This is a genomic window from Desulfonatronospira thiodismutans ASO3-1, assembly GCF_000174435.1.
Taxonomy (GTDB): domain Bacteria; phylum Desulfobacterota; class Desulfovibrionia; order Desulfovibrionales; family Desulfonatronovibrionaceae; genus Desulfonatronospira; species Desulfonatronospira thiodismutans.
Map to the genome: position 1 here is coordinate 108,908 of NZ_ACJN02000002.1, position 23,507 is coordinate 132,414.

General features: G+C 52.7%; 21 protein-coding genes and 1 tRNA gene. 10 read left to right on the plus strand and 12 right to left on the minus strand.

Annotation, left to right across the window (positions count from 1 at the left end; translation table 11 throughout):
* Positions 1–34: 34 nt before the first annotated feature.
* The 8 genes from DTHIO_RS06690 (at position 35) to DTHIO_RS06725 (ending at position 9,958) form a co-directional block, all read left to right on the plus strand.
* Positions 35–331, plus strand: coding sequence for a toxin-antitoxin system HicB family antitoxin (locus DTHIO_RS06690; protein WP_008869567.1), 297 nt, complete (start codon positions 35–37; stop codon positions 329–331).
* Between the two features lie 416 nt (positions 332–747).
* On the plus strand, positions 748–1,176 hold the full coding sequence (locus DTHIO_RS06695; protein WP_008869568.1) for a hypothetical protein: 429 nt from the start codon (positions 748–750) through the stop codon (positions 1,174–1,176).
* The gene (locus DTHIO_RS06700) at positions 1,173–2,819 is read left to right on the plus strand and encodes a type I secretion system permease/ATPase (RefSeq protein WP_008869569.1); all 1,647 of its coding nucleotides are present in this window, start codon (positions 1,173–1,175) and stop codon (positions 2,817–2,819) included. The genes DTHIO_RS06695 and DTHIO_RS06700 overlap by 4 nt, the downstream gene beginning before the upstream one ends.
* Positions 2,820–3,248: 429 nt before the next feature.
* Positions 3,249–3,629 (plus strand): four helix bundle protein, encoded by a 381-nt coding sequence (locus DTHIO_RS06705; protein WP_008869570.1) that lies wholly within the window; start codon positions 3,249–3,251, stop codon positions 3,627–3,629.
* A 161-nt stretch (positions 3,630–3,790) separates the two neighbouring features.
* A complete protein-coding gene (locus DTHIO_RS06710) occupies positions 3,791–5,413 on the plus strand; it encodes a type I secretion system permease/ATPase (RefSeq protein WP_008869571.1) in 1,623 nt (540 codons plus the stop codon).
* Between the two features lie 478 nt (positions 5,414–5,891).
* Complete coding sequence (locus DTHIO_RS06715) at positions 5,892–7,265, plus strand: HlyD family type I secretion periplasmic adaptor subunit (protein ID WP_008869572.1); 1,374 nt, start codon at positions 5,892–5,894, stop codon at positions 7,263–7,265.
* A 291-nt stretch (positions 7,266–7,556) separates the two neighbouring features.
* Positions 7,557–8,921: a TolC family protein gene (locus DTHIO_RS06720; protein ID WP_008869573.1), complete on the plus strand. Its 1,365-nt coding sequence runs from the start codon at positions 7,557–7,559 to the stop codon at positions 8,919–8,921.
* An 815-nt stretch (positions 8,922–9,736) separates the two neighbouring features.
* Complete coding sequence (locus tag DTHIO_RS06725; protein ID WP_008869574.1) at positions 9,737–9,958, plus strand: hypothetical protein; 222 nt, start codon at positions 9,737–9,739, stop codon at positions 9,956–9,958.
* A 131-nt stretch (positions 9,959–10,089) separates the two neighbouring features.
* On the opposite strand, the gene DTHIO_RS06730 is transcribed toward DTHIO_RS06725, so the two are convergent.
* From DTHIO_RS06730 to DTHIO_RS06755, 6 genes are all read right to left on the minus strand, one after another.
* Positions 10,090–10,166: transfer RNA gene (locus DTHIO_RS06730), tRNA-Pro, on the minus strand.
* A gap of 48 nt (positions 10,167–10,214) precedes the next feature.
* Positions 10,215–10,631, minus strand: a complete 417-nt coding sequence (gene hepT / locus DTHIO_RS06735; protein ID WP_008869575.1) for a type VII toxin-antitoxin system HepT family RNase toxin — start codon at positions 10,629–10,631, stop codon at positions 10,215–10,217.
* Positions 10,631–11,050, minus strand: a complete 420-nt coding sequence (mntA, locus tag DTHIO_RS06740; protein WP_008869576.1) for a type VII toxin-antitoxin system MntA family adenylyltransferase antitoxin — start codon at positions 11,048–11,050, stop codon at positions 10,631–10,633. Before mntA ends, hepT begins: the two co-directional genes overlap by 1 nt.
* A gap of 76 nt (positions 11,051–11,126) precedes the next feature.
* Positions 11,127–11,909 carry an inositol monophosphatase family protein gene (locus DTHIO_RS06745; protein WP_008869577.1) on the minus strand — a complete coding sequence of 261 codons (783 nt, stop codon included), beginning with the start codon at positions 11,907–11,909 and terminating at the stop codon, positions 11,127–11,129.
* A complete protein-coding gene (locus tag DTHIO_RS06750; RefSeq protein ID WP_008869578.1) occupies positions 11,906–13,534 on the minus strand; it encodes a peptide chain release factor 3 in 1,629 nt (542 codons plus the stop codon). The genes DTHIO_RS06745 and DTHIO_RS06750 overlap by 4 nt, the downstream gene beginning before the upstream one ends.
* 666 nt (positions 13,535–14,200) lie before the next feature.
* Positions 14,201–16,969, minus strand: a complete 2,769-nt coding sequence (locus DTHIO_RS06755; RefSeq protein ID WP_008869579.1) for a cation-transporting P-type ATPase — start codon at positions 16,967–16,969, stop codon at positions 14,201–14,203.
* A 139-nt stretch (positions 16,970–17,108) separates the two neighbouring features.
* Between DTHIO_RS06755 and DTHIO_RS06760 the strand changes: the two genes are divergently transcribed.
* Both DTHIO_RS06760 and DTHIO_RS06765 read left to right on the plus strand, forming a co-directional pair.
* Positions 17,109–17,474 (plus strand): hypothetical protein, encoded by a 366-nt coding sequence (locus DTHIO_RS06760; protein ID WP_008869580.1) that lies wholly within the window; start codon positions 17,109–17,111, stop codon positions 17,472–17,474.
* Between the two features lie 52 nt (positions 17,475–17,526).
* The gene (locus DTHIO_RS06765; protein WP_008869581.1) at positions 17,527–19,392 is read left to right on the plus strand and encodes a sensor histidine kinase; all 1,866 of its coding nucleotides are present in this window, start codon (positions 17,527–17,529) and stop codon (positions 19,390–19,392) included.
* Positions 19,393–19,628: 236 nt separating this feature from the next.
* Here DTHIO_RS06765 and DTHIO_RS06770 read toward each other — a convergent pair whose 3' ends face one another.
* From DTHIO_RS06770 to DTHIO_RS06795, 6 genes are all read right to left on the minus strand, one after another.
* Complete coding sequence (locus DTHIO_RS06770) at positions 19,629–20,009, minus strand: SgcJ/EcaC family oxidoreductase (RefSeq protein WP_008869582.1); 381 nt, start codon at positions 20,007–20,009, stop codon at positions 19,629–19,631.
* 287 nt (positions 20,010–20,296) lie between these two features.
* Positions 20,297–20,665: a ribosome maturation factor RimM gene (locus DTHIO_RS19630; RefSeq protein WP_008869583.1), complete on the minus strand. Its 369-nt coding sequence runs from the start codon at positions 20,663–20,665 to the stop codon at positions 20,297–20,299.
* 627 nt (positions 20,666–21,292) lie between these two features.
* Positions 21,293–21,661: a ribosome maturation factor RimM gene (locus DTHIO_RS06780; RefSeq protein WP_008869584.1), complete on the minus strand. Its 369-nt coding sequence runs from the start codon at positions 21,659–21,661 to the stop codon at positions 21,293–21,295.
* A gap of 537 nt (positions 21,662–22,198) precedes the next feature.
* Positions 22,199–22,462, minus strand: a complete 264-nt coding sequence (locus DTHIO_RS21655; protein WP_040418151.1) for a hypothetical protein — start codon at positions 22,460–22,462, stop codon at positions 22,199–22,201.
* Complete coding sequence (locus DTHIO_RS06790) at positions 22,462–22,902, minus strand: universal stress protein (RefSeq protein WP_008869585.1); 441 nt, start codon at positions 22,900–22,902, stop codon at positions 22,462–22,464. The genes DTHIO_RS21655 and DTHIO_RS06790 overlap by 1 nt, the downstream gene beginning before the upstream one ends.
* Positions 22,903–23,050: 148 nt before the next feature.
* Positions 23,051–23,503, minus strand: coding sequence for a hypothetical protein (locus tag DTHIO_RS06795; protein ID WP_008869586.1), 453 nt, complete (start codon positions 23,501–23,503; stop codon positions 23,051–23,053).
* Between the last annotated feature and the right edge of the window lie 4 nt (positions 23,504–23,507).

Sequence of the window (23,507 nt, forward strand, 5' to 3'; positions counted from 1 at the left end):
ACTTACATACTTCTTAAAAGGCGGAGCAAAAGATATGACCCATGACAAAAAAAAAGAGTACAGCGGACAGTTCAGGCTGCGCCTGCCCAGGGATCTGCATGCCAGGCTGGCTGAAGAGGCTTCCAGGCAGGGTGTATCCCTGAACGGTTACGTGGTCTACCTTTTGAGCAGCAACCTCAGCCAGGCTCAGACTTCCGCCTATTTTGAAGAAAAGATTGCAGACACTGTCATGGAAGTTCACGAGATGGTCTCCAGCATGACTGTTGGTGATAACGAGCCCGGAGAGATGGTCTGGGCCAACAGCGGGTCCAGCAGCTTGGTTACGCAGTAGGGGCGTGGGGCATGGGGCATGGGGCAGGGAGCATGGGGAAGAATAGAAGCGCAGGTAGAATAAGGGAAAAGATTTTTTGGCACGGGCAACTACGTTGCACACGGGCGGGCAAAGCCCGCTCACTGTCAGAAAAAATGGCATTCTGCAGCGGTTGTTGTTTTGCTGGGGTAACAGAGAACTGTGGTCCTTATTCTTTAAAGCCGTGTGTGCGGAGCACCAGTGTGAAGCCTGAAGGCTTCCCGTGCCAGAAATAATTTTTTTGGCACTGGCAAGCTCGTTGCACACGGGCGGCTTCGCCGCGCACGGTTAATTGATGCCTGCCATGCAAGGCCTCTTGCCTGACAGGCATGTAACGCCCTATCAGCACATGAGGATGGAAGAGAAACAAGGGGATGGATTGAGGAGAAGGTACTGATATGATTCGAAATGTGTGGTCGGTGCTCTGCCGGGATATCATAACCGACCAGGAAACCAACTCGGTGACTTATGTGCGCTGTATCGAAGAAGGGGCGGCGGCTGAGGTTCCGATTAAGATAGGACCTATATTTCTTGGCACATTATGGGAAAAGGACAGTCAGGAACAGGAGTCCATCCGCTTCCGGGTTGCACTGGAACTGCCTGACAAATCTTTAAAGCCCGTGCTGCAGACCCGGTCCATGACCCTGGAAAGGCCCAGGCACCGTCTGCACTTCAGGATCAACAGCCTGGACATCACCAGCTTCGGCATGCACTATATCATCGCCGAATACAACCAGGATGAGAAATGGCACCGGACTGTGCGCATTCCTGTCCTCATCAGGCAGATCCAGAAAAAAACAGAGCCAGAAACAGGAAAAAATTTATGAAAAAAGAACTTAGAAGGGTGCTGATTATATCCATTGGGCTGAGCATCTTTGTAGTCCTGCTGACGCTTTCCCTGCCCTTCAACATGATCATGCTCTTTCGCTGGGTGGTCCCCAGTGAAAGCATCTCCAGCATTGCGGTAATCGCCATGGCTGCTGTGGGGGGGCTTCTTTTCATGACCATCTTTGATGTGCTTCGCTTTGCCCTTTTGCGGCGTTTCGCCAAATATCTGAACCATCAGCTGGGGGAAAAAATTCTGCACAAAATGTTTCAGGAGCGGGCCCTGGGGCAGAAAGGAGATGCGTCCACGGCCATGAGTGATCTGTCCAAGGTCAGGGGGTTTCTCAACTCCCCCACTTCCACCGCTTTCCTGGACACCGCTATTTCCCCACTTATGCTGCTCATTGTATTCTACATCAGCCCGCTAATGGGTATACTGGCCATTTTGTGCATCATGGTCATCCTGGGCACCAAGCTGGCCACCAGGAAATCCACAAGAGAGCTGTTACGCCGGTCCAACATGGGCTTTGCCCGGGCCAACAATTTTGCCCAGGAATGCGTGCACAACTCCCAGGCGGTGAGGGCCATGGGCATGCAGCCCCAGTTGATCCATAAATGGAGGGGGATGCAGGATGAAATGGTCCGGGACCAGACCGAGGCCAGCGAAAAGGCTGGAGTGCATTCAGCCATTACCAAGTCCATGGGCTGGATCATGCAGGTGCTGCTCATGGGTGTGGGATTTTCCCTCATGCTCATGGGAGAGATAGACAGCGCCCTGGTCATAATCGCGGTAATCATTGCCGGGCGGGTAATCATGCCCATGCAGATGGCGGTCGACGGCTGGCAGAATTACCAGGACGCCAAGGATGCCTTCCATCGTCTTAAAAGCTATCTGGAAGGCATGGAGGAAAAAGAAAAGGAAGTCAGCCTGAAACTGCCCGAACCGCAGGGAAATCTAAAAGCCGAGTCCATAGTGTACGCCCACGGCGGCAAGCCTATAATCAAGGGCGTAAGCTTTGACCTGCAGGCCGGCCAGACCCTGGGGCTCATAGGTCCAAGCGGGGCTGGCAAAACCACCCTGGCCAGAATAATGACCGGAGCGGTTCGTCCTCAAAACGGCATTCTGCGCTTAGACGGAGCGGACATGCACCAGTGGGACCAGGAGCAACTGGGACCTCACATTGGTTACCTGCCCCAGGAAGTGGAGCTATTTGCCGGAACCATCGCCCAGAATATAGCCAGGTTTCAGGAGGTCTCCCTGGAAGAAATCCGGGAGGCTGCCCGGAAGGCCGGCCTGGAAGAGATAATCGAGTCCATGCCCCAGGGGTTTGAGACCATGCTGGAAGAAAGAGGGCTGAACCTCCCCGGCGGTCTGCGCCAGCGCATCGGCCTGGCCAGGGCCTTGTTCGGCGACCCCAGGATACTTATCCTGGACGAACCTGATGCCAGCCTGGACCAGCAGGGCATAGATTCCCTGACAGAGATCCTGAAACGTTCCAGGGATGAAGGCAAAACCGTCATCCTGGTTACCCACAGGCCTAAGCTTTTGCAGTTTACGCATCAGTTGCTCATGCTCAAGAACGGCCAGGTGGCCATGTACGGACCGAGTAAGCAGGTGCTGCAGAAGCTGCTTCCGGGTAAGTGAGACGTTTGGACGTATGGGCGTTTGGGCGTATGGGAGTATGGGAGTAGGGGCGTATGGGAGTAGGGGCGTATGGGCGTATGGGAGTATGGGAGTAGGGGCGTATGGGAGTATGGGAGTATGGGAGTATGGGAGTATGGGAGTATGGGAGTATGGGAGTATGGGAGTATGGGAGTGAAGACGTATGGATGTATGGGCGTATGGGAGTGTGGGAGTGAACACGTATGGGTGTATGGGCGTATGGGAGTAAAGACGTGCACTCGTCTTAAATTCGTGCATACGCCCATACTTGCATACGTACATACTCGAAGAAGTGGGGGAGTTATTGGGAGTGGAGACGTAAATACGTCTTAAATACGTGCATACCCCCATACGTACATACTCCCATACGTCTTAAATACGTACATACTCGAAGAAGTATGGGAGTGAAGCATGGGTAAATTTGCTAAAAGTTTCAGAGAGCTGGAAGTTTATCAAAACGCCTTGGATTTGGCTGGAGAGATCAACACGTTTGCCAGGACATTTCCGATAGAAGAACGGTTTGCCCTTGGAGGTCAGATCCGGAGGGCATCTATGTCTGTTTGCCTGAACACTGCCGAGGCATGGAGAAAACGAAGATATAAGGCCGCCTTCATAGCAAAGCTCAGTGATGCCGAAACCGAAGCTACTGAAGTTCAAGCCTGTTTAGATTTAGCCAGAAAATTTGGCTACCTGGAAGATGAAAGACACCAGGATTTTGATGAGCGCTACGAATATATCATAGCTCAATTGATAACCATGTCCAATAAGGCAGACAACTGGTGTAGAACGTAGGGGAGTGGTGAGACGTGTGGGCGTATGCACGTGTGGGCGTATGGGAGTGTGGGAGTAAAGACGTGCATACGTCTTAACTACGTGCATACGCCCATACGTACATACTCCCATACTTCTTAAGTAGTGGATCAAAGTAAAAACTAATCACTGGAAAATTTGGAATGCGAAAATATCTGGTAAGATTTCTGCCCCATCTGGGGTGTGCGTTTTTTTTCAGCATGTTTATAAACCTGCTGGCCCTGGCATACATTCTTTATCTGCGGCTTTTGTTCGACAAGGTTATGGACAGCCGCAGCATGGAGACACTTTTCTTCCTGACTGCTGCTGTAATCGGTGCTTATGTTGTCTCCGGGATCATGGAGGTGTTCCGTTCCAAGCTGCTGGTGCGCATCGGGGTCAAGTTTGATCAGATAGTGGCCGGGCGGATATTCGGCAGTATGCTCGACCAGTCGGTTGCTGCCGGAGGAGAAAAACACACTCAGGGCCTTAAGGATTTAAACAGCATCCGGAATTTTCTCTGCGGGACAGGGATCTTCGCCCTTTTCGACACCCCCTGGGTTCCTGTATATCTGGCCGTGATTTTTCTTTTTCACCCACTTCTGGGATACTTAGCCTGTGCCGGGGCACTGCTCCTGTTTCTTCTGGTGGTGGTCCAGGAGATCTCCACTTCACGCATGCAGGCCAGTCATTCCCAGTCTGCAATGAATACTGATCAGTTTCTAAGCTCCTCCATGCGCAATGCCCAGACAGTATACGCCATGGGCATGTTTCCATCCATGAGCAGACAATGGAAACAGTACAACAACCAGGACGTTTACTATGAAGATGTGCTGGCCGCCCGGAACGGGTTTTTCCAGAGCATGGCCAAATTCATCATGATGGGCACAGTGGTGGTCATCATGTCCACAGGGGCTTACTTAGTAATAATCCATGAAGCCACCCTGGGGACCATGGTAGCCTCGGCCATGTTTATGAGCCGGGCCCTGTCCCCCATCATGATGCTGGGCAACGCATGGAGAAGCTTTGTGGATGCCAGGCTGGCCTACAACCGGCTGAACGAACTCATGGCCGAAGTGCATACCCATGACGATCCACAGTTGCCGGAACAAGACTCTCCAGAGAAACCAGAGACCTGCAGGGCTGAAGGCATCAGCCTGCACCTGGCCCAGATGCCTGTTTTTCAGGACATTTCCTTCCGGTTGAGTGCGGGAGAAATGATGGCTGTAACAGGGCCCAGCGGTTCCGGGAAAACATCCCTGGCCAGAGTTCTACTAGGAGTCTGGAAACCGGACCAGGGCAGCGTATTTCTGGATGATATTTCACTGCAAAGTTTTGACCAGGCGTTACTGGGCCGGAAAATGGGTTATGTTCCCCAGGAAGTGGAGCTTTTTTCCGGAACAGTAGCCGAAAATATCGCCAGACTCGGTGAAGTTGATTCCCCTTCCGTAGTCGACGCCGCCATGCAGGCCCGGGCGCACGACATGATTCTTGGACTGCCCCAGGGTTATGATACCAGGGTTGGTGAAGGAGGAATCGCCTTGTCCGGAGGGCAGAAGCAAAGAATTGTTCTGGCCAGGGCTTTGTACAAAGACCCCTGGCTTCTGGTTCTGGATGAGCCTGATTCGCATCTGGACCAGGGCGGCCGGGAGAGCATGAAAGAAGTCCTTGCAGATCTCAAATCAAAAGGTGTATTCTTGATTTTGATCTCCCACAATAACGAGCTCATCAAGCTTGCAGACAAGGTGTTGGATATGCAGCAGGGGTCGATGCGCAGGATTGAGTAGGACGTATGGGCGTATGGGAGTGGGGACGTGTGGGAGTATGGGATTGGGGAATTTAAGAAATTGAGGAATTTAGGAATGTAGGGATTGGGGGATGCAGGGCATAGGGCGTGGGGCATAGGGATTAAGAAATTTAGGGATTGAGGGATTGGGGGATGCAAGGCATGGGTAAGACGTATGGGAGTGTGTACGTATGGGAGTATGGGAGTAGGTGTGTATGGGCGTATGGGAGTGGGGACGTGTGGGCGTGTGGGAGCATTCTAAAACTCTAAAAACTTGCATACTTGCATACGTACATACTCGAAGAAGTGTGGGAGTAGGGGCGTAGGGGCGTGGGGATGTGTGGGCGTGTCATGTCTAAAACTCTTACACTTACATACTCCCATACGTACATACTCCCATACGTCTTAAATGGGATTAGCCAAATGAACTTTGAGCTTTCTGGATGAATTTTTAACTCTCAAGATTTAGAGACAGGGACATGAGCGAAAACAAACTGCAAAGAAACAATAATGTCAAGGCCATTGAAGGGGATAAAGGCGACCAGAAAACGGTTAATCTTCCCACTTCCTCTAGAAATGTAATCATTGCCGGCCTGCTTTTTGTGGCCCTGTTCTTTGGCGGCATCGGGGTCTGGGCTGCAACAGCTAATCTCGAAGGAGCGGTCATAGCACAAGGCGATATCATAGTGGAGACATACCGGCAGCAGGTGCAGCACCGAGACGGAGGTATCGTCAAGGATATCAAGGTACGCGAGGGTTACCAGGTTGAGAAGGGTGACGTTCTGATAACTCTGGACGGGGAGGAAGTCCGGGCTCAGCGGGATATGTACAGGGCAAGGATGGATAGTTTTCTGGCCCGTCAGGCCAGGCTCATGGCTGAAATCCAGAACGCAGATTCCATAGAATGGCCCCTGGCCCTTTTGGAAAGATCCCATTTGCCTGATGCAACTGAAAGTATGGAGAGTGAAGAGCAGATCTTCAAATCCAGGATGGAGGCCAAGAACAGCAGGATAGAACTGTTGCGGGCCCAGATCAACACCCAGAACTCGCTGATTCACGGCCGGGAAAGGCAGCTGCAGTCTATAGAAGACACCATAAGCTCCCTGGAAGAGGAAATTCAGGCCAAAGACCCGCTTCTCGAAGGAGGATTTATTGACATAACCGAGATTCTGGAACTGCAGCGCACCCTGAATTCCAACAGGGCCAACAAAGAGGAATTGACCACGGAAATTGACCAGGCTGAAGAGAGAATCAAAGAACTGGAACTGGAAATAACCGACCTTGAAAAAAGTTATGCCCAGGAAGCAGCCTCGGAGCTGGGGGATGTCCGGCAGGAAATCGTGGATCTGCGTGAGCAGATGAGGCCTGCAGAGGATGCAGCCAGGCGGCTTAACGTTACTGCGCCGAAAGCCGGCGTGGTGGTCAATTTGGAGGTGCGTACCGAAGGAGGAGTAATTCAGGGCGGTGAACCCCTTATGGAAATTGTCCCCCGAGACACCGGGCTGATAGTGTCTGCAAAAGTGGACCCGGACAAGATCGACGATGTCAGAAAAGGACAGGATGCCAGCGTTATGCTCTCGGCCTTTCCCAGAAGGTATACACCCAAGGTTAAAGGTGTGGTGACATATGTTGCAGCTGACCGGACCGAACCTGAACAGCGTGATGAACCCCCGTATTACCTGACCTATGTTCAACTGGACCAGCAGTCTCTAAAAGATGCCATCGACGATCCGGGAAAGTTGACGCCGGGCATGCCTGCAGAGGTGTATATACAAACTGAGGCCCAGACCGTGATGAGTTATGTCCTGTCACCAATTATTGACAGCATGGACCGGGCTTTTCGGGAGAATTAGGACGTATGGGAGTATGGGCGTAGGGGAGTATGGACTAGGGAATTTAGGAATTGTGGGATTGGGGAATTCAGGGAAGATAGAGCAGGGAATGGGGCGTGGGGACGTGTGGGAGTGTGGGGGTGTGGGAGTGAGGACGAGTGGGAGTGGGGAAGTATTAACAACATAGAAATCTTAAACTACGTGCAAACTCCCAAACTTACATACGTCTTAACTACGTGCATACTCCCATACGTACATACGTCTTAAATACGTGCATACTTTCAAAGTGGGAATAAAAATGGAGAATCGGGGATGGATATTAAAAGAGTAGTACTGGCGGGGTTTGTCAGCCTTTTTTTAATGGCTGGTCCGGTCCAGGCCGGGGATGAGACGCACAATTCCGGAGACAGCCTGGTCCTGGACATGAAGGACGCTGTCAAGATGGGCCTGGATAGAAGCCACAGGGTACAGGCCCATGATTATGGAATCAAAAGGAGCGAGTCCGAGGTCAAATCCGTGCGGGGGCAATTTTTCCCGCAGCTTTCAGCCGGAGCCGGATATACTTATCTGGACAGCCTTTCCGCCCGGGGGCCGACGGACCAGGACTACCTGGACCAGCAGCAGTACCAGTGGAATTTGCGGGCAGTGCAGACAGTTTTCGCCGGGATGACCATACTCAGTTCCTACCAGCAGGCCCAGATAGAAAAGGAAATCAGTGAACTGGAAAAAGAGAACACGGAAAGAGAGCTTATAAGGGAAATCCAGCATCACTTCCTGGAACTCTTAAAGGCCAGGGAGGACAGGCGGGCCTTAGACAGTTCCGTTGAAAGACTGGAGGTGGGCCTGGAAGCTTCAGAATCCTTTTATGAGAGGCAGTTGGTTCCGTATGTGGACGTGCTCCAGGCCGGGGTGGAACTGGAAGAAGCCAGGCAGGACCTGAGCCAGGCCAAGAACGAGGAGCAGATCCAGAAGACCCAGCTTAATGCCCTGCTGGGCTTTGGCTATGACTACCTTATAGGCTACGAGGGCGACCTGGAAGAGATACCCCTGGATATTTTCTTTGAAACCCGCGAGGTGATCGACATCGCCATGGAGCAAAGAACTGACCTGATGTTTATCCGCAAGAACATGGCTGTTACTGAACAGGAGCGGCGCATAGCCAGAGGCCAAAAAATGCCCAGGGTCAACCTGGAGTTTGTCTATACCGACCGCAAAAGGGATTACGACGAACCTCAGCAGACCATGGAAGGCCCCATGGACCGGGACCAGCGCAACCGGCACTGGACTGCAGGAGCAAGTATAGAATGGGAATTCTTCAGCGGCGGGCAACAGTATTATCAGCATGAAGCCATGGGCTATGAAATCCGCAGGCTGGTGCAGACCCTCAAGGAAACCGAATCATCTATTGTTACAGAGGTGCGTACTGCCCAGATGCGCCTGGATGAAGCCAGGGACAGGCTGGTGTCTACGCGCAAAGCCCTGAACGCGGCCCAGGAAAACTACGACATGCAGGAACACCGCTACAAGCAGAGAGTCGGGACCATCACCGACCTGCTGACCGCACAGGAACACCTCACCGAGGCCGAAACCCGCAACAACCAGGCCTTGATGGATTTTCAGCAGGCATTGTCCGAACTGTATTTCGCCATAGGAGAGCGCAATTACGGTCTGGATTAAGTGTCTCACCATGGCGGCCCGGGTCCAAACCTGTGAGTAAATTGATAAGGAAGTGGTCATTTAGAACAAACCACCCCCGGCCCCTCCTTAACCAAGGAGGGGAGAAGATAGAGGCCTCCTTCACCAAGGAGGGGAGAAGATAGAGGCCTCCTTCACCAAGGAGGGGAGAAGATAGAGGCCTCCTTCACCAAGGAGGGGAGAAGATAGAGGCCTCCTTCACCAGGGAGGGGAGAAGATAGAGGCCTCCTTCACCAAGGAGGGGAGAAGATAGAGGCCTCCTTCACCAAGGAGGGGAGAAGATAGAGGCCTCCTTCACCAAGGAGGGGAGAAGATAGAGGCCTCCTTCACCAAGGAGGGGAAAAGATAGGAGTATCCTTCACCAGGGAGGGGAGAAGATGGATTTTTTTTAGCCAATAAAGGAGGTGGTCCGTGCAGTACTCATAAAATGAGAAACATAGGTGAAAACAACATGTTGAAATAGTTGAACTGGAATTATAGTTACTTGTAAGGAGGGCACGGTTAAAAACAACTGATGTCAGTGGCTTACTCTTGAAACCCTGTCACAAAAAACAAGAAATTTAGACAGGATTAACCACGCCAAAGACGCGTGGCAGGCATAGATTGACAGGATAACCTTTTGGCCTGGCTTCCGGCCAGGACAAAATGATTTTTTCTTTATCCATCTCTTAATCCAGTTAATCCTGTCAAAAAACTCTTTTCTTTATTGGGTTGCGGGCATGGCCCGCGTTAGTGTTAGAAAGAGCAGTGGATCAATAACCACAGCTTAACAATTAAACAAAAGGAGCATCAAGATTATGCACGTATTCGCAGATGGAATCTCAAAGGTAACATTGTCCAACGGCAACCTGCGCATCAACCTCACCCAGAGAGGGGCGGACAATGAAAGCGTGGACGCAGGAACCCTGATTGTTCCTGCTTCTCAGGCCAACAACTTTTTAAACGGCCTGGCCGGCAGCCTGAAAGACCTGGATGAGAAGCTAAAGGCCCAGAGGGAAGCGCAGGGCGAGACGCAGTAGGACCTGGCCGGAAAGGTAAAGGAGTGTGCCATTTTGGCAGGTATGGTCCAGGCTGGAGCGCTTGCAACGCTGCAAACTCACACAAAAAGGGGCTGCAAACAATCCTGCAGCCCCTTTTTTGTTTAAAAAAATGGTCGGGAAGGCCCGATTTGAACGGGCGGCCCCCTGCTCCCAAGGCAGGTGCGCTGCCAGACTGCGCCACTTCCCGATATCAGATTATTATTATTTCAAAACATTCAAAAGTCAAGGTACAGTATCAGCCGAACAAGTCTCCCAGCACACGGGCGAATTCTTCCAGATCCTCAACATCCTCATGACTCACCTTGAAAACCACTTTCAGATCGATTTCGCCATACTCATGCACCAGCAGATTACGGAAGCCTGTCGCTTTGACCATCCGTTCCGTTAGATCCTGGTGAATGTAGCCCTGGTCTTCCAGTAGGTAAAAGATCTCATTGGTACTCCCTGGTAATCCCAGATCTTTTTCACTGACAACATGTGCAGCCAGGTCAATACAGTTTTGAATTGCCATCTGGAGATTAAAGAGAATGCTTTCCTGCCTGTCCAGATCCTGAAGAAATTCGTGTTCCTGAATGTCCCTCTTTGTTTTAACCCGGCGAACGTGTTTCTGCACCGCCGCCATTTTGGATAATATGATATTTCTGTCCACCATCAGGCCTTGCTCACTTTCTTCTTCATACTTTCCCGGAACATTCGCATATAAGGGGCGAACTCCGTATACAGAGTCAGGCTTCTCATGCGGAACAGGGACAGTTGTTCCTGGTCGCTGACGTAAAGCAGCACTCCCTTGTCAATAACCTGCCCCAGGAGAAGACAAGAGGCCTGGTTAAGGAAAACCAGGTGAACATCATGTCGCAGGGCACGGCAAAGGGGTGGATGCAGTCTTTCCAGCTCCTCTTTGCGGTCGAATTTTCCTGCTCTTTCATCCAGCAGAACAGCAATGTCGATGTCACTGCCGGGGCGCAGTCGCCCGGATGCAGCAGAGCCAAAAAGATAGGCTGCTATGACCTGTCTGTGTTGGGACAGGACTGGTTCTACCCTGTCGGCGATATCTGCAGGCGCTGGTTTCATCATTTCTCCTGAAAAAACATCAAAAAGGCCTTGCCCGACCAGGCGGAGCAATCAGACAGGCAGCCATCAGCCAGGCTTAAGCCCCAAGTATTTTGATCATCTGTTCGTGCAGCACTTTGTTGGTTCCCAGGATGGTCTCCTGTCCCGGAAAATAATCCTGCCCGTGCATGGTGCTGACCATTCCTCCGGCTTCGCGGATGAGGCAGGCTCCGGCGGCAGTGTCCCAGGGCTTTAGGCCTATCTCGAAGAAGGCGTCAAAGCGCCCGGCCGCGGTAAAGGCCAGGTCCGTGGCCGCTGAACCGCAGCGCCGCACACCCCGGGTGTTCATCAGGGCCCGGCGCATGTAGCCGAGCACCTGGTCCACGTCGGTTTTTATGGTATAGGGAAAGCCGGTGGCCACCAGGGCCTGGACAAGATCCTGCGTCTCGGTGACGTTGATTTGCTCCCCGTTTAGAAAGGCCCCCTGGTCCTGGGCGGCCCAGTACATCTCCCCCAGCACCGGCAGATGGACAATGCCCATTCTGACAGCCCCGCCTTGCCAGAGCCCCACGGACACAGCCACAAAAGGAATCCTGTGTGCAAAATTGGTAGTCCCGTCCAGGGGGTCCATGATCCAGGTGGGACCGCCTTTTAATTCCGTCTCCCCTGCGGATTCCTCGGCCAGGAAATCAGCCTCGGGCAGGACCCGGCCCAGGGACTTCTTGAGGCTGTCCTCCACAGCCACGTCTGTATCCGTGACCAGATCGATGCGGCCCTTGTGCCTGATGTTGCGCGGTTTGTCCCAGGCCTTGAGAATAATCTCCCCTGCCCCTCGCACCGCCTGCAGCGCATCATCTATAAGTTCCCGGTTTATAATCATGCCGCTTCAGCCTCCTGCTGCTCCCGGGAGGCCAGGAACTCGATTTCGGGCCATTCCTCCCGGGTACGCTCCAGACGCCATCTGGTGGCGAAAAGCATGGCCGGGTATCCTTCCACGTCCTGGACCAGGGAATTGAAATATCTTTTTCTGAACTTTTCCAGGGCCTTTTTATCCCGGGCCCAAATCCAGCGCACAGTGGAATAGTCCAGAGGCTCGTAGGCTGCATCCACCCCGTACTCGGCCTTGAGCCTGGCCGCGGTGACATCGAACTGCAAAGAACCAATGGCCCCCAGGATGTAATCATTACCGCCAACAGGCCTGAAAAGCTGGATGGCTCCTTCCTCGGTAAGCTGCACCAGACCCTTTTCCAGCTGCTTGGACTTGATGGGGTTTTTCAGAAACACCCGTTGAAAAAACTCCGGCGCAAAATTGGGAATGCCCAGAAACTGCAGTTCTTCCTTACTGCTCAGGGTATCGCCTATCTTTAGTATCCCGTGGTTGTGCACCCCGATAATATCCCCGGGCCAGGCCTCTTCCACCCCGGCCCGGTCCTGGGCCATGAAGATTATGGCGTTGGAGAGCTGGATATCCTTGCCTATGCGGTGATGGCGCACCTTCATGCCCCTTTGGAACCGCCCGGAACAGATGCGCATAAACGCGATGCGGTCCCGGTGGGCCGGGTCCATATTGGCCTGGATCTTGAAAACAAATCCTGAAAACTCCTGCTCCAGGGGGGAAACCTCCCTGGTACTGGCTGGCCTGGGCCTGGGGGGCGGGGCTTCCTTGACAAAGGTCTCCAGCAGCTCACGCACTCCGAAATTGTTTACCGCACTGCCGAAAAAAACCGGGGTCTGCCTGCCCTCCAGATAAGCATCCCGGTCAAAGGGATAGCCCGCACCATGAATAAGCTCCAGGTCCTGGCGTAGAGACTCTGCAGCGGCAGAGCCGATGAGCTCATCCAGTTTACTGTCATCCAGGTCTTTGATCACCGCCCTTTCTTCTGGACGTCTGCCCTTGTCATCAGGCGGGGTGAAAAAGCGTATTTCCTGGTTGACCAGGTCATAGACTCCCTGAAAAAGCTTGCCCATGCCTATGGGCCAGGTCAGGGGCGAGGCCTGGATGCCCAGGGTGTTTTCGATTTCGTCCAGCAGCTCAAAAGGATCCCGGCCGTCCCGGTCCAGCTTGTTGACAAAGGTCATGATGGGTGTGGAGCGCATGCGGCAGACATCCATGAGCTTTCTGGTCTGCTCCTCCACGCCCTTGACCGAGTCAATGACCATGAGGGCCGAATCCACGGCAGTGAGCACCCGGTAAGTATCCTCGGAAAAATCCTGGTGGCCCGGGGTGTCCAGAAGATTTATCTCGCAGTCCTGGTAAAGAAACTTCATCACTGATGAAGCAACTGATATGCCGCGCTTCTGCTCTACTTCCATCCAGTCGGAGCGGGCGTGGCGCTGGGCCTTTTTGGCCTTGATGCTCCCGGCCATCTGGATGGCCCCTCCGAAGAGCAGCAGCTTCTCGGTGAGGGTGGTCTTGCCCGCATCCGGGTGACTGATGATGCCGAAGGTCCGTCTCTTCCGGACCTCCTGAGCTAACTGGGATTCTGATGGTGTTGTCTGACTCATGGTATATGGTGATTGTTTGTGGTTTTGTAACTGTTCAGCACATTTTGTGTGTACTCTTGTTCTGGCCATCGGTGTCGGGGTCGGTATCGGTATCGGGGTCGATAGAAAACCGAAAGCCAAAGTTGCGTGGGGCCTTCCCCAACAGCTTCGATACCGATCCCGATTCCGATACCGACCCCGACAGAACCAGTTATCATGGTGAACATTTACGTGGTTTCTTGCACAGAAAAAATAGAGTCTTGTGCCTGGAAAACCTGAAAAGATAAAGATAATAAAGGAAAGCGTCAAGCTGGATGTTGTTTGGTCAGTCTGTCAAGGTAAAAACGAAGTAAACTCGTCATAAGGAAGGGAGCTCATACAACCACCCCCGGCCCCTCCTTGGCTAAGGAGGGGAGTTTACTCCGTGCCCGTAATCCCATACTGATTGTAACCATTCAGGGGGCAGATACCGGCCAGGGGGACAGTCCCCGCGACACTTTCACTGCACAACTGAAAAGTACAGACGCGAAGTTTTGTGAAGCATCATAATCATCACTTAGCGGGGACAGTCCCCTGGCCTTGTGCCATCAGCCAACACCGAGGTCCCCCTGAATGGTTACACTGATTCATATCCCTGCAAGATATCATCCATAAAAAAATATATATAACCAGTTCATTTGCAGATAATTATCCCCTGCCCGGGACACTCCTGCTTCTGAAAAAGGCTTTCTCCAGCTCCACCGCCACGAACACGGCCAGGCCGAAGGCCAGGATCCTGGCCCAGGCATCCAGGCCCAGGGGCTCGGTCTGGAAAAGAAACTGCATAAACGGCAGGTAGGTGAAACTAAACTGCAAAACCGCCAGGACAGCGATGGAAACGAGAACCGGCCGGCTGCCCAGAATACCCTTGAGATTCCAGGAGGGTTCCTCAATGAACCGGCTGTTTATCAGGTAAAACACCTGTCCCATGACCAGGGTATTGATGGCCGCTGTGGAGGCCAGACTCTGGGAAGCACCATGGGACAGTATGAGCAGGTAATGCCCCAGGGCCCCCACCACAAGCAGAAGGGACACAAAACTGATGCGCCACAAAAGAAATCCCGACACCAGGGATTCATCCACAGGCCTGGGAGGGCGCTGCATGACATTTTTTTCCGGCGGTTCAAAGGCCAGGGCCAGGGCCAGGGTGACTGCGGTGACCATGTTTATCCACAGGATCTGGGGCGGGGTGATGGGCAGGGAAAAATGCCCTGCCTCGTCCATAAGTCCGATGCCCAGCAGAATGGAGGCCATGACCACCAGGGCCTGACCGCCGTTGGTGGGCAGAATGAACAGGATGGCCTTCTTGAGGTTGTCGTAAACCGTGCGCCCCTCTTCCACGGCGTTGGCGATGGAGGCGAAATTGTCATCGGTGAGCACCATGTCCGAGGCCTCTTTGGCTGCCTCGGTCCCGGTAACCCCCATGGCCACTCCCACGTCTGCACGCTTCAGGGCCGGTGAGTCGTTGACCCCGTCCCCGGTCATGGCCACTATGTGTCCGCCTTCCTGCAGGGCCCGCACCAGCCTGAGCTTGTGTTCCGGACTGGTTCGGGCATATATGTCCACATCCAGAGAAACCTCCACCAGATCATGATCGCTTATCTTTTCCAGGTCCTGCCCGGTAAGGGCCTTTCTGCCCCGGCCCATGCCCAGCTTCTCTCCGATGGCCGAGGCTGTCAGGGCATGGTCCCCGGTGATCATTTTGACCTGGATGCCCGCCCCGGCGTCCCCGGGATCAGACTCGCGGCCCTTGAGCCTGGCTGCGGCCTCTATGGCCTCCTCCCGGGGTGGATCCATGATCCCGAACAGGGACAGCATGGTAAAGCCCTGCTGGATATCCTCATCCTCTATGGCCGTCTTCCCTGCAGGGGCCTTTTTCACGGCCACCGCCAGAAGCCTCTGGCCCATGGAGGCCATGTGATTGCCCTGCTCAACCCAGAAATCAGGATCAAGGGGGGCAGCGTCCTGCAGTGCCCCCTGGCTGCTGCACTTTTCCACGACCTTTTCCGGAGCCCCCTTGAGGATAAAAACACTGTCCCCGGATTCATAGTGGTGCAGTGTAACCATGAATTTTTCTTCGGAGCTGAAGGGCAGGATATCCTTTCTGGGATTAACCCTGTTTTCCTGGTCCTGGTCCAGTCCGGCCTTGAGAGAGGCTGTTAGAAGGGCGCCTTCCGTGGGTGCTCCCTCCAGCTTTGGCTGGCCGTTTTTTTCCTGGAAGCGGGCCTCGTTGCAAAGAAGCACTGACCGCAAAGCCTGCATCAGTACCGGGTGTTCCCCTGGATGGACTTCTTTGTCCCCAAGCCTGAACCCGCCTTCCGGGGCATAACCCACCCCGGCAACCCAGAACAGCTCATCCGCTGTTTGAATATTCTGCACGGTCATTTCATTTCTGGTCAGGGTACCGGTCTTGTCCGAGCAGATGACGGTCACCGAGCCCAGGGTCTCCACGGCGGGCAGGCGCCTTATGATGGCGTTTCGCCGGGCCATTTTCTGCACCCCGATGGCCAGGGTAATGGTCATGATGGCGGGCAGGCCCTCGGGAATGGCGGCCACAGCCAGGCCCACTGCGGCCAGAAACATATCCGCCGGTGCATATCCGCGCAAAAAAACCCCGAACATAAAGGCAGCTACTGCAAGGAGCAAGATGGCCACAGTGAGATGGCGGGCGAAAACGTTCATCTTGCGGATAAGCGGGGTGGCGATGCTTTCGGTCTCGGTGAGAAGTTCGCTTATGCGGCCCAGTTCCGTGTCGAGGCCTGTTGCGGCCACCAACCCGGTCCCTTGACCGTAAACCACCATAGTCCCGGAAAAAGCCATGCTTTTTCTGTCCCCCAGGGCCGCCCCGGACTCCACCTCATTGCCGGCCTTGCTCACGGGCATGGACTCCCCTGTAAGAGCGGCCTCTTCTATGCGCAGGCTTTTGCATTCAGTTATTCTCAGGTCAGCCGGTACTCGGTCCCCCGGCTTTAAATAAACCACGTCCCCGGGCACCAGGTCTTTGGCCTCAATCCTGATCCTTTGCCCGCCCCGAAGGACCAGTGCTTCCGGGGCCAGCATGGTCTTCAGGCTTTCCAGGGATTTTTCCGCCTTGCCCTCCTGGATAAAGCCTATCAGGGCATTGATCACGCATACCCCCAGGATGACCAGGGAGTCTATCCATTCCTGCAACAGGGCGGTGATCACCACCGCCGCCAAAAGGACATATATAAGCAGGTTGTGAAACTGCAGCAGAAATCGAAGAACCGGCCCTCTTTTCTTTTCAGTGGCCAGCATATTGGGGCCGAATGTCTCCAGCCTCTTGCCGGCTTCCTCAGGGTCCAGGCCCTCCGGTGAAGACTTCAAGGTCTGGAAGCACTTTTCCACCGGTTCCGCGTGCCAGGGGGTTTTATTCTGGATATCTTTCTTTTCAAGCATAAGCAGATAATACAAGATGATCCTGGCAAAGTAAATGAGTTGTCATTTTTTTTTGCGCAGATCAGGCTTGCATACCTGACCTGTTTGCAGCTAAACAAAGCCAACAGGTCAAATACAAATCTCAAAAAGAGGTGCTTAAATGCAGGAACGCAAACGTCACGGGTGTCTGACCATATGGTTGGTAGTGGTCATTGGAGCCAACTTTTTAGATGCTTTTCGACATTATTTGATGCGTGACGAATTGATGGAGCAGTTTCCCGGCACGCCTGAATGGGTCATAACCGGGCTTTTCATTTTGGCCCTGGTGAACGTGGCTTGCGGCATCGCCCTTTTCCGGTGGAAGAAATGGGGTTTCTGGGTACTTCTGTTGAGCAGCCTGGCCGGAGCCTACCTTTACTTACAGCTGAGTTTTGTGAATGCCCTGGTTCCTCTTCTGGTAGTGGCGGTGCTCTTCGGGGCCCTGCACATCGGAGGTGAACGCAAGGGCTGGCATCAGCTGGAATAGTGCAGGTCCATTGAGAATCAGACGATAAAGAACAGCCAGGAGCTATCCACACATGAATAAAAAGCTGCTTTTCCCCGGAGTCCTGCTCCTGGCAATACTTTATACAGCCATCGGCGGTCTGGCATACAATGCCGGTCAGGAACTGGAAGGAGTAGTTACACAGCAGTTCAACGATCAACAGCTGATACTGGCTGAAAAGATCGCCGACGACATCCGGGGCCATTTCCAGTTTCTGGAAACAGCCCTGGCCACCCTGAGCCGCCAGACAGTTAAAATCCTGCCTGAGCAGCCTTCACATGATTACCTTCATTCCACTCACGATATTTTAAAGGACTGGCACGTCCTCAGCCTGGGCATTGCCGGCAACGCCCCGGACAACTCCCTGATGGCACCTGACGGAAGTGTTTCCTCCTGGAAAGATATGGGGATTGACTTTCCCCGGGAAGAATTTCAGCTCTGGCTTGATTCAGACCCGGATGGACAGGTTTTTTTCAGCCGGACCTTCAGACCGGACCAGGGCCCCTATGCCGGGACCTGGATCATGGTCATGGTCAAGCCTCTCTCCAGGGACTTGGAGATGTCTTTTGAGTCCGGCAATTTTGAAGGTATGCCTCCAGCGGCCTTTTTTGTGGTGGACGCCATGAAGGTATCCAGAGATTATGCCCACGGAGTCATCTCCGGGCAGACCGGCTATCCCTGGGTAATCAACGAAGAGGGATACTTTCTGTATCACATTGAGGACGATTTTGACGGCCGGGACTCTTTTACAGTGCGCCATGAAAGAAATCCGGATATTTCCTATGAACGGATAAATACTATCGTCTCCCAGAGACTTCTTGCAGGGGATGAGGGAACAGACTGGTATATTTCCGGCTGGCACCGGGAAGTCTACACGGAAATGAAAAAGCTGCTGGCCTTCAGCCCTGTCTTTTTCACCCATCAGGAAAAAAAACGGGATTCACACCTGTGGTCAGTGGGCGTGGCCGCTCCTGATGAAGAAGTCTGGGGGCTTATTCAGCCCATAGTTGTCAGGCAGTGGGTTGTGGCCGGACTTTTCCTGGTGGGGGCCACCCTGGGCCTCTTTGGCCTGTATTTCCTCTCCCTGCGCTGGAATCATGTCCTGACCCGCAAGGTGGAAGACAAGACCAGGCACTTGATGGAATCCCGGGAACAGTTGCGTGAGGAAAAAGAAAAGGTTGAGCAGAGTATGCAGAAGCTCAAGGATACCCAGCAAAGGCTGGTGCAGTCCGAGAGGTTCGCTGCCATCGGCGAAGCCGCCTCGCACATGTCTCATGAAATAAAAAACCCTCTTATGCTCATGGCCGGTTTTGCCGGTCAGGTCCGGCGCAGGCTCTCTGAAGACAGCCCTGAAGCTGAGAAGCTCGACATCATAGTCAATGAAGCAAAACGCCTGGAAAAGATGCTCGTGGAAGTCCGGGACTTTACCCGCCCGCACAAGCTGAGTATCAAGCCCTGCCAGCCCAATGATTTAATCGCCGAGACAGTGAAAATCTTTCAGGACAGCCTGGAAAGCTCCGGGATTGTGTGCAGCCAGGAACTGTCAACTGATTTGACGCAGGTGAATATGGACCCGGACCAGGTCAAGCAGGTCCTGGTCAACCTCATCAAAAACGCGGTGGAAGTCATGCCTGAGGGCGGGACACTCGGCATCAGCTCAAAGCGTCAAAATCAATGGGTGGTGGTTTCAGTGCAGGACAGTGGACCGGGCATCCCTGCGGAAAAACTGAAAAATATCTTCAGTCCCTTCTACACCACCAAGGACAAGGGCACCGGTCTTGGACTGGCGGTGAGCTACCGCATCATCCAGGACCATGGCGGAGATATATTTGTAGACAGCCAGGAAGGGCATGGTGCCAGGTTCACCATTTACCTGCCTCTGGAGGAAGCTAATTTATGATTAAAGACAAAAGATCTGTCCACGAATTGACGCGAATGATCACGAATAAGAAAAACCTTAAATATCTGCTTGGCTAATCGCCAAGGCAGATAAGTTCATCACCTGCTGCGAATCAAGTTTTCAATGCCGCCGACCTGCCCAGTGAAATCTTTTTCCATTTCACCAGGGTCAGCGGCATAAAAAATGGTGAAGATTCGTAAAGACCTGATCTCTGACGTCTGACCTCTGACTTCGGTCTACTCCGGCATGACCGAAGAGTGATGTTCGATTATGAGCCAGCGTTCTCCTGACCATTGGTAAACGAAGGTATACCTGGCCTGAACTGAAAAAGGCGTCTCCCCTGGCGGGGACAGTTCAAAGGTATAGATCCCTGAGTTTATGGCGATATCCTCAAAAATCCTGATATTGCTCCAGTCAATGCTGCCTTTGGGTTTTCTGGCCAGAAACACCTGGAAATATTCTTTTATCTCCTGGCGGTTACGCCTCACCTGGTTGGACACCGTGGGCAGAAGCACAGCGTCCGGGGCATAAAGAGAGGCAACCTTTTCCGGGTCACCGCTTTGCAGGGCCTGGTTCCATTCTTCGAACAGCGCCTCGATTTCGCTTTTCTTTTTCATGCTCCACCTTTTTGCACGTACATTTCAACGGAGAAAAAGCCTTTCTATCCGAAAAGATTATTTACCCGAGGGAATGAGAGTTATCAAGACCCTGGAGATATTTTTCCCCGGGAGTGAAACTGTGGCGGGCATTAAACACCCAGGCAGACTGTCTGGTTGAACCGGCAAAGAGGCTGTATTTCGGCGGATCATAGCCCTGACGGCGGGAGGTGCTGAAAAAAAAGAGGCGGCCGGTCTGCTCAATTACAGGCCGGCCGCCTCAAAGCAACAATGGTTGGGGTTGTCTATTATGCCGCTTTCCGCTTTGCACCTTCCTGGACATGGCTCTTCTCCCTGGCTTCCTGCCTGCCTTTTTTGTCAAAGCGGCATACAGCCTGGCAAGGATTTTCGGGATGTTTGCCTTCCTTGTACATATCCAGCAGGTCTCTGGGCGGGTCTACTGTCACATACTCATCCGGACTGCACTCCACTACGATGTCTTCATAGATGGGAAACATGATCACCCTGTTCTCTTCAGTCCTGACCTCCCAGACCTCGCATCCCCCCTTGTGCCTTTTCACGCCCTCAATGTAGCCCAGTACCTCTCCGCCAGGCAGCCTGAGTGGACATCCGGCAACATTGTGCAGACAAAGTTCCTGTTCAAGATCGTAACTCATAACTCCTCCTCAATAGTTTATTATTATACAGACAATGATGCTTAAGCAATTGTGCCCGGAACGTACTGTCTACAGGCCTCTTTTGCTCTAAGCTTTTTGCAGCCACATAAACTTGAACAATTTTTCACAATTCTTGTCAGTATATATGCATAGAACATACCAACAAGCGCAGGTTACAAAGCACACTGTAACCACGCAATTTAAAGAGCTTTCACCTGGAGACACCAACGTCCCGTTGCATTATTGCAACAGAAAGCACGGGCATGTGATTCTAAACCGCATCACCAGACATTTTCACCTTTTACTGAAACAACTAAACAATAAAATCAAGGCGTAAAGCGGCGATTCTAAATCGTAGCATCAGACTGTTTCAACTGCAGATTATTCTGGAAAAACGGGCTGCTTGCTGCCCTGGACGCCTCCTTAAATGGTATGACCGCAAAAAAGTCATTTTTGTCACGCGAACCACGCGAAGCGCGTGGCAGGACGCGTGATTGATTCCTGAATTAGTCAGTTCCCGACTTTTTGCAGGTGCATCTTACAGGTACGGTCCATGAAAAACAAAAAGGCGGCTTCCCTGTTCCGGCTTCAGGGAGGCCGCCTTCGGCTTAATTGCCTGCTTACGCATCAAGCAGCGTGCTGCTGTACATTTTTCGAAGAATGGCCCGTTGCCATTGCTTCACGTCTGGCTTTGAGGTCGAAGCGGCAGATGGCCCGGCAGGGGTTCTCCGGATATTTTCCTTCCATGTACATCTGCAGAAGATCTGCAGGCGGGTCCACCACTACATGTTCATCCGGACTGCATTCCACTACGATCTCTTCGTAAATGGGAAACATTATCTGCCTGTCTTCTTCGGTCCGGACCATCCAGACTTCGCAGCCGCCCTTATGCTTTTTTACGCCCTCCACTGTGCCTATGGCGGTTCCATCGGGGAGCATAAGGGGACATCCCGCCACATTGTGCAGACACAACTCCTGATTAAGCTCGTAAGTCATAATTCCTCCTGGTCAGGTATCATTTTTAGTTTTATCGGTTCAGCAAGCGGCCTGTCAGACCGGCTAAACTGTTGACCGGCATTTTCATCCCGCCTTAAAGTCTGATCGTATATCGAAATGTTCATTTTTTCACAAGTGTTTTTTTAAGGCTTCCCCCGAAAAAATCCAAAAAAGTAGTCAGCAATTCAGGCTTCTAATCACTTGCAAAAAAAATGTGCCTGAAAAAATCATGTTGCAGGCGCAGAGGACAGAAGTCAGGTAGCCACGCTAAGATGCGTGGCAGGCAACGGTTAGAAAAATCAAAGAGTTCCAACACGCTTTTATTAAGATGGTCCGTTTGGGGACTTTTTGCAGTTAAGCCAAAAAATACAGGCTAAAAAAGAGTAGGGCGAGCGCACGTAGCAAATTTGCAACAAGGGTAAAGCGAAGGTGTTGCCGGCATGCAGTTCGAACTGCAGCTATGAAAAAGGTCTCCCGCCCAAGGCGGGAAGTTTGTTAGTTTTCATCCGGAAACGGTTCTTTTCCCTTTTGGCGGCGTCAATCTGCACAATTATTCGTCAACGTATTAAGATACGCCTCCTTATAATTGCTTGATTTCCTTGCCAAAAGAAAAAACTCCTTGTTTCCGTAAAGAAAACCATCAGTTTCAACATCCGGAAATAAAGAATTTCCGGATGGAAACTTGTTAGCCATGCCTCGGAAATTATAACCGCCGGCAACCGGCAAAAAAAAGACCGCAGAGCTTGAGCCCTGCGGTCTGATGGTGAAACTTTTCGGCTGAAGCCAATGGTCGTCGCCCATCAGTCCGGATGGACGATGAGAACCGGGCAATGGGCTCTTTTGGTAATTCTCTCAGCCACGGAACCCACGAACCACGCCTCGGGCCCTTTTCGGGTGTGAGTGGGAAGAACGATCATATTAATGTTGTTCTCCTTGGCGTACCTTAAGACCTCTTCTGCGGGCTGGCCCTTGAGGACCGCCTTGTTGCGCACATTCACCCCGGACAGGGACTTCTCGATAAAGGCGTCCATGAGTTTCTCGGCCACTTCCTTTTCATAGCCCACATGACTGGTATATACAGACTGCAGGATATCTTCACTGATGAAGTCAATTTGCGGGGTGACGTGGACCAGGTCCACCTCGGACCCGGCGCACATGGCGATCTGGCGGGCATAATCAGCAGCCAGCATATCGTTTTCGGAAAAGACCACCGGCAGCAGCATTCGTTTTATTTCGGGCATGAATAACCTCCTGAACAGCGCGCTCTGATCGCGCGGTCAAAGTATGTGTTCTGCGTATTGCTGGTTGCGTCCAGCAATACGCAGAGTCATGCTGACGCTTCATGCGCAGTCGCCCCGACAGGGCAGTACGTCTGCGCATGCAACCAGTCTATTCCACCGGCTCGGGCACGGGCACCTCGATCTGGACAGCGCCGGAAGCGGCAAAAAGAATCATGGCTATAATAAACACGGAAAAAAGGGCGTATCCGGTAAGCCCTTCCTTGACAAAGGCCACGATGGTGGGGATCAGGGCCCAGACAGCCACGGTGCAGCCGATGGCCATGGCGAACATGGTAAAGCCGTCCCCGGTAAAGAAGTTCTTGAACCAGACTGAATGCATGTAAGGCCATTCACCGTAAAGGGCCGTCCATATCTCCGTGCCTGTCTTGCCTTCAAAAATAAGAGCATAGGTAAAATAGGGATCCATTGCGGTATTTCCCGGAAAGAGCACGGCCAGCGCAGGTCCCACCAGGCAGGCTATACACACGGCAAAGGTTATCCAGTAAACCGTATCCCCGTAAGTAGTATTGTAAAGCGGTACTTTTGGTCTATCTTCGGTCATATCA

What these genes read in the sequence shown, in the direction of transcription:
- DTHIO_RS06690 (WP_008869567.1), top strand. Translation starts at nt 35, where the DNA reads ATGACCCATGACAAAAAAAAAGAGTACAGCGGACAGTTCAGGCTGCGC.
- DTHIO_RS06695 (WP_008869568.1), top strand. Translation starts at nt 748, where the DNA reads ATGATTCGAAATGTGTGGTCGGTGCTCTGCCGGGATATCATAACCGAC.
- DTHIO_RS06700 (WP_008869569.1), top strand. Translation starts at nt 1,173, where the DNA reads ATGAAAAAAGAACTTAGAAGGGTGCTGATTATATCCATTGGGCTGAGC.
- DTHIO_RS06705 (WP_008869570.1), top strand. Translation starts at nt 3,249, where the DNA reads ATGGGTAAATTTGCTAAAAGTTTCAGAGAGCTGGAAGTTTATCAAAAC.
- DTHIO_RS06710 (WP_008869571.1), top strand. Translation starts at nt 3,791, where the DNA reads ATGCGAAAATATCTGGTAAGATTTCTGCCCCATCTGGGGTGTGCGTTT.
- DTHIO_RS06715 (WP_008869572.1), top strand. Translation starts at nt 5,892, where the DNA reads ATGAGCGAAAACAAACTGCAAAGAAACAATAATGTCAAGGCCATTGAA.
- DTHIO_RS06720 (WP_008869573.1), top strand. Translation starts at nt 7,557, where the DNA reads ATGGATATTAAAAGAGTAGTACTGGCGGGGTTTGTCAGCCTTTTTTTA.
- DTHIO_RS06725 (WP_008869574.1), top strand. Translation starts at nt 9,737, where the DNA reads ATGCACGTATTCGCAGATGGAATCTCAAAGGTAACATTGTCCAACGGC.
- hepT (WP_008869575.1), bottom strand. Translation starts at nt 10,631, where the DNA reads ATGGTGGACAGAAATATCATATTATCCAAAATGGCGGCGGTGCAGAAA.
- mntA (WP_008869576.1), bottom strand. Translation starts at nt 11,050, where the DNA reads ATGAAACCAGCGCCTGCAGATATCGCCGACAGGGTAGAACCAGTCCTG.
- DTHIO_RS06745 (WP_008869577.1), bottom strand. Translation starts at nt 11,909, where the DNA reads ATGATTATAAACCGGGAACTTATAGATGATGCGCTGCAGGCGGTGCGA.
- DTHIO_RS06750 (WP_008869578.1), bottom strand. Translation starts at nt 13,534, where the DNA reads ATGAGTCAGACAACACCATCAGAATCCCAGTTAGCTCAGGAGGTCCGG.
- DTHIO_RS06755 (WP_008869579.1), bottom strand. Translation starts at nt 16,969, where the DNA reads ATGCTTGAAAAGAAAGATATCCAGAATAAAACCCCCTGGCACGCGGAA.
- DTHIO_RS06760 (WP_008869580.1), top strand. Translation starts at nt 17,109, where the DNA reads ATGCAGGAACGCAAACGTCACGGGTGTCTGACCATATGGTTGGTAGTG.
- DTHIO_RS06765 (WP_008869581.1), top strand. Translation starts at nt 17,527, where the DNA reads ATGAATAAAAAGCTGCTTTTCCCCGGAGTCCTGCTCCTGGCAATACTT.
- DTHIO_RS06770 (WP_008869582.1), bottom strand. Translation starts at nt 20,009, where the DNA reads ATGAAAAAGAAAAGCGAAATCGAGGCGCTGTTCGAAGAATGGAACCAG.
- DTHIO_RS19630 (WP_008869583.1), bottom strand. Translation starts at nt 20,665, where the DNA reads ATGAGTTACGATCTTGAACAGGAACTTTGTCTGCACAATGTTGCCGGA.
- DTHIO_RS06780 (WP_008869584.1), bottom strand. Translation starts at nt 21,661, where the DNA reads ATGACTTACGAGCTTAATCAGGAGTTGTGTCTGCACAATGTGGCGGGA.
- DTHIO_RS21655 (WP_040418151.1), bottom strand. Translation starts at nt 22,462, where the DNA reads ATGGGCGACGACCATTGGCTTCAGCCGAAAAGTTTCACCATCAGACCG.
- DTHIO_RS06790 (WP_008869585.1), bottom strand. Translation starts at nt 22,902, where the DNA reads ATGCCCGAAATAAAACGAATGCTGCTGCCGGTGGTCTTTTCCGAAAAC.
- DTHIO_RS06795 (WP_008869586.1), bottom strand. Translation starts at nt 23,503, where the DNA reads ATGACCGAAGATAGACCAAAAGTACCGCTTTACAATACTACTTACGGG.